This window comes from Acidocella sp. (assembly GCF_052326845.1).
In the GTDB taxonomy this organism is placed as follows: domain Bacteria; phylum Pseudomonadota; class Alphaproteobacteria; order Acetobacterales; family Acetobacteraceae; genus Acidocella.
In genome coordinates, this window is sequence record NZ_JBKQJR010000157.1 from 1 (window position 1) to 3059 (window position 3059).

At 66.1% G+C, this 3059-nt stretch carries 4 protein-coding genes; 3 read left to right on the plus strand and 1 reads right to left on the minus strand.

Annotated elements, in window-relative coordinates; translation table 11 throughout:
* Positions 1–73: 73 nt before the first annotated feature.
* On the minus strand, positions 74–1522 hold the full coding sequence (locus ACLPJJ_RS10875) for a hypothetical protein (protein ID WP_443590999.1): 1449 nt from the start codon (positions 1520–1522) through the stop codon (positions 74–76).
* Between the two features lie 78 nt (positions 1523–1600).
* Between ACLPJJ_RS10875 and ACLPJJ_RS10880 the strand changes: the two genes are divergently transcribed.
* The 3 genes from ACLPJJ_RS10880 (at position 1601) to ACLPJJ_RS10890 (ending at position 2891) form a co-directional block, all read left to right on the plus strand.
* Positions 1601–1957: a tyrosine-type recombinase/integrase gene (locus ACLPJJ_RS10880; RefSeq protein ID WP_443591000.1), complete on the plus strand. Its 357-nt coding sequence runs from the start codon at positions 1601–1603 to the stop codon at positions 1955–1957.
* Between the two features lie 112 nt (positions 1958–2069).
* Complete coding sequence (locus ACLPJJ_RS10885) at positions 2070–2477, plus strand: hypothetical protein (RefSeq protein ID WP_443591001.1); 408 nt, start codon at positions 2070–2072, stop codon at positions 2475–2477.
* Positions 2478–2489: 12 nt separating this feature from the next.
* The gene (locus ACLPJJ_RS10890; RefSeq protein WP_443591002.1) at positions 2490–2891 is read left to right on the plus strand and encodes a hypothetical protein; all 402 of its coding nucleotides are present in this window, start codon (positions 2490–2492) and stop codon (positions 2889–2891) included.
* Positions 2892–3059: the final 168 nt, after the last annotated feature.

Below are 3059 nucleotides of genomic sequence, written 5' to 3' on the forward strand. Positions count from 1 at the left end.
CGCCGGGGGCACCGCTCGGCAGAGGCCGCCACAACGAAGACGGGGAAGGCGCGAATGCGCCTTCCCCGTTGCACTACTTCAACCGATAGACTAGCCGGAAGCGCCCTGGCCCCGTTTGCACCCGTGCGGTCAGGCGGTAGCTGCGCGCTAGTTCCGCCTCCACCAGCGCTCGGGTTTCCTGGTTATCTAGGCGATAGGCGGGAAAATCGTCGATGATCACCTCCGGCCGGGCCGCGAGGATACGTTTCACTTCGACCACTGGATCGACCCCAATCGCGCGAACTGATGCCTCGTCCGAAGTATTGAGATGGCCAGGGAAGGTCCACTTGGTAGGCACGCAGGCATCGGCCAGCAGGTAAAGTGCCGGGTAGCCATCCCACACCCAGATGCATCCGCCACGCTGCGGTCGCGCCGCCGCAGCGACCTGCAGTGCCTCTGCCCGGTTGCCCTTGTCGATGATCGCCTGCCGGACCATCAGCAAGCCCCCGATCAGCGACAGTCCGAGCAGCCCCACCGCCACCCAGCGCCCACGCCGTGCGCTCTCGAACCACGGTGCAGCACACAGGCACAACGGGGCAAGCACGGGCAGCGCATAACTGGGGGAGAGGAAACTGCCGAAGGCCAGTACCCCGAACATCGCCGCCCCCGCCCACATCTGCACGAATGACAGCCGCCGCTCCCGCCGCCACGCCAGTACCGCCACGATGGCAAGCGGTGCGAGTATCCCAACGATCGCGGCCAGCCCGCCCATCCGTTCGAGCAGCGGATCGGGCAGGCGCCCGAATATGGAAAGGAAATTGGCAAAGACAAAGGCCTGCCCGTGCCCCATCGCAGCATAAACCGCGTAGGCCAGCACCGTCGGCGCCAGCGCGACCGCGACCCAGGCCGCCGCCGCACCGATCAGGCGCGACGAAACACCCCATGCCGTGCTCCCGGCATGGAGCAACAACAGCCCGAAAAATAGCCCCTCAAACACCACGGTGTACTTGATCTGGATCGCTACTCCGACCAGCAGCATCGCTATAAGTCCGAGCGGGAGCAGCGTCCCACGTCGCTCCACCGCCCGGCGCACCAGCAACGCTGCCAGCAGCACCGGCAGATTGTAGAATACCGGCGACTGCCCGCCTTCACCTCCCATGAAATTGAGCCAGAACACATAGAGCAGCGCCGCCACCACAGCGCCGAACCGCCCTGCACCGTTCCCGGAATCGCTTCGGGCGCCGCGAAAGATCGCGTAGGCCGTTGCCGTCACGAACACTGCGGCCAGCAGCTTGTATTGCAGAAACGGATCGCTGCCCAACCGGATTGCCGCAGCATAAATCATGAACAAGCCGATCGGCTTGCGATCCCAGATGTCGACATAAGGTACTGCGCCGTGGAGCCAGCGATCTGCTACCAGCAGGTAATACTGCTCATCAAAGCCCAGGACTGGATCTGTAAAGGTCTGCGCCCGTGCAACCAGCACCGCCAGCACGATTCCCGCCAACACAAGCCAGTCTGCGCTCCGCTTCGTCCAGCCCATTTAAAATGCCGCCATGTGCTTCTCTTCCCACCAACTTCCTGTCACTCGTTTTCTAGAAGCCGCCGACGGAAATTTCCATTGGCCAAGGCGACCTTGCTGCGGCAGTTCGCCAAGCGGCAACTGTACCCGGACAACCCGCACGTGTTCCCCAGCCACCGCTTGCCGGGCCAGCCAGTGGAGGGCGTGCGCGGGGCCTGGGCGCGGGCCAAGAAGGCGGCCGGGCTGCCCGCGGACCTGCGCATCCACGACCTGCGCCACTCGTTCGCCTCCGCCCTGGCCAACGCCGGCACGCCGCTCAACGAGATCGGCACCGTGCTCGGCCACACCCAGCTCTCGACGACGACGCGCTACGCCCACCACTCGCCGCAGCGGCTGATCGCCACCGCCACGACCGCATCCAGGGCCTGGAACCTGCTCCCGGAGGGCGCGGCGTAGCTGCAAGGCAATCTGCCATCGGAGCATAGGGCAAGGCGCCTGAGCGCCTTCCCCGCGTCATTTGCCTTCCTCAGGCGATCCATTCCCATCCACAACCAAGGAGACATCACCCATGGCCATCAAATCAAAGAAAATCCACGCGCTGATTCACACCGCGGCGGCAGCAGCCGCCGCCGCCGGCGGGGGACTCGCCCAAGTCCCGGGCTCCGACGCCGCGGTCATCACGCCGATCCAGGTGGCGATGATCGTCGCCATCGGCGCCGAACACGGCACGCCGATCGGCAAAAGCGCGGCGACCGAGCTGATCCTGCCGTTCTCCGCCGCGGCCGCCGGCCGGGGGCTGAGCCAGTGCCTGCTCGGCTGGGTGCCGGGGCTCGGCAACGCCGTCAACGCCATCACCGCCGCCGCCCTGACGGAGGCGATCGGCTGGGCGGCCGATGCCTATTTCGCCGAGGGAACCGCCGCCCTCGCTCGGCCATCACGATCCAAAATGGAACAATGCTGGCCCTGGGCCGGCTGACGGAGAGCCATCATGAGCAACGACGATCTGGAGATCATCATTGCCGGCGGGGCAGGGCGGTCTGCCGCCAACGCCGCCGACCACATCGCGCTGGCGCTGATGGGGGCCGGCGCCTCGGTGGATTTCCCTGGCCGGCCGAACCGGGAAGCGAGGTCCGGGCAGACGCTGCGCGGTGTGCACGCCGTGGTGCGGATGGAAGGGGGCGCGGGCTTGGCCGTGTTGCCTGGTTCCAGCCGGGGAGGGGGAAACCTGCCGGCGGCCGCCAAGATTGCCGTCGGCGTGGTGGCATTGTTGGTGCTGTGCAGCGCCGAGGTCCGGCTGCATTTCGGGCTAAGGCTGGACACCATCATCACGGCGGCCGCCATCTGGTGGTTCTGGCGCTGGTGCCATCGAAAGGGTACGATGACTACCTGAGCGCCAGGCCGAATGAGACAGGACTGGGTGAGCGGAGCAGACGGGAAGCGGGGAGGCGCAAGCGCGTCTCCTCCGTGCCCGTGCTTTTTTGTCTGCTGCCGCCCGTTCGTACGGGGCGAGCGACAGGCGAAGTATGTTCGCAGGGTTGGAAAACGTACCGGAATCAAG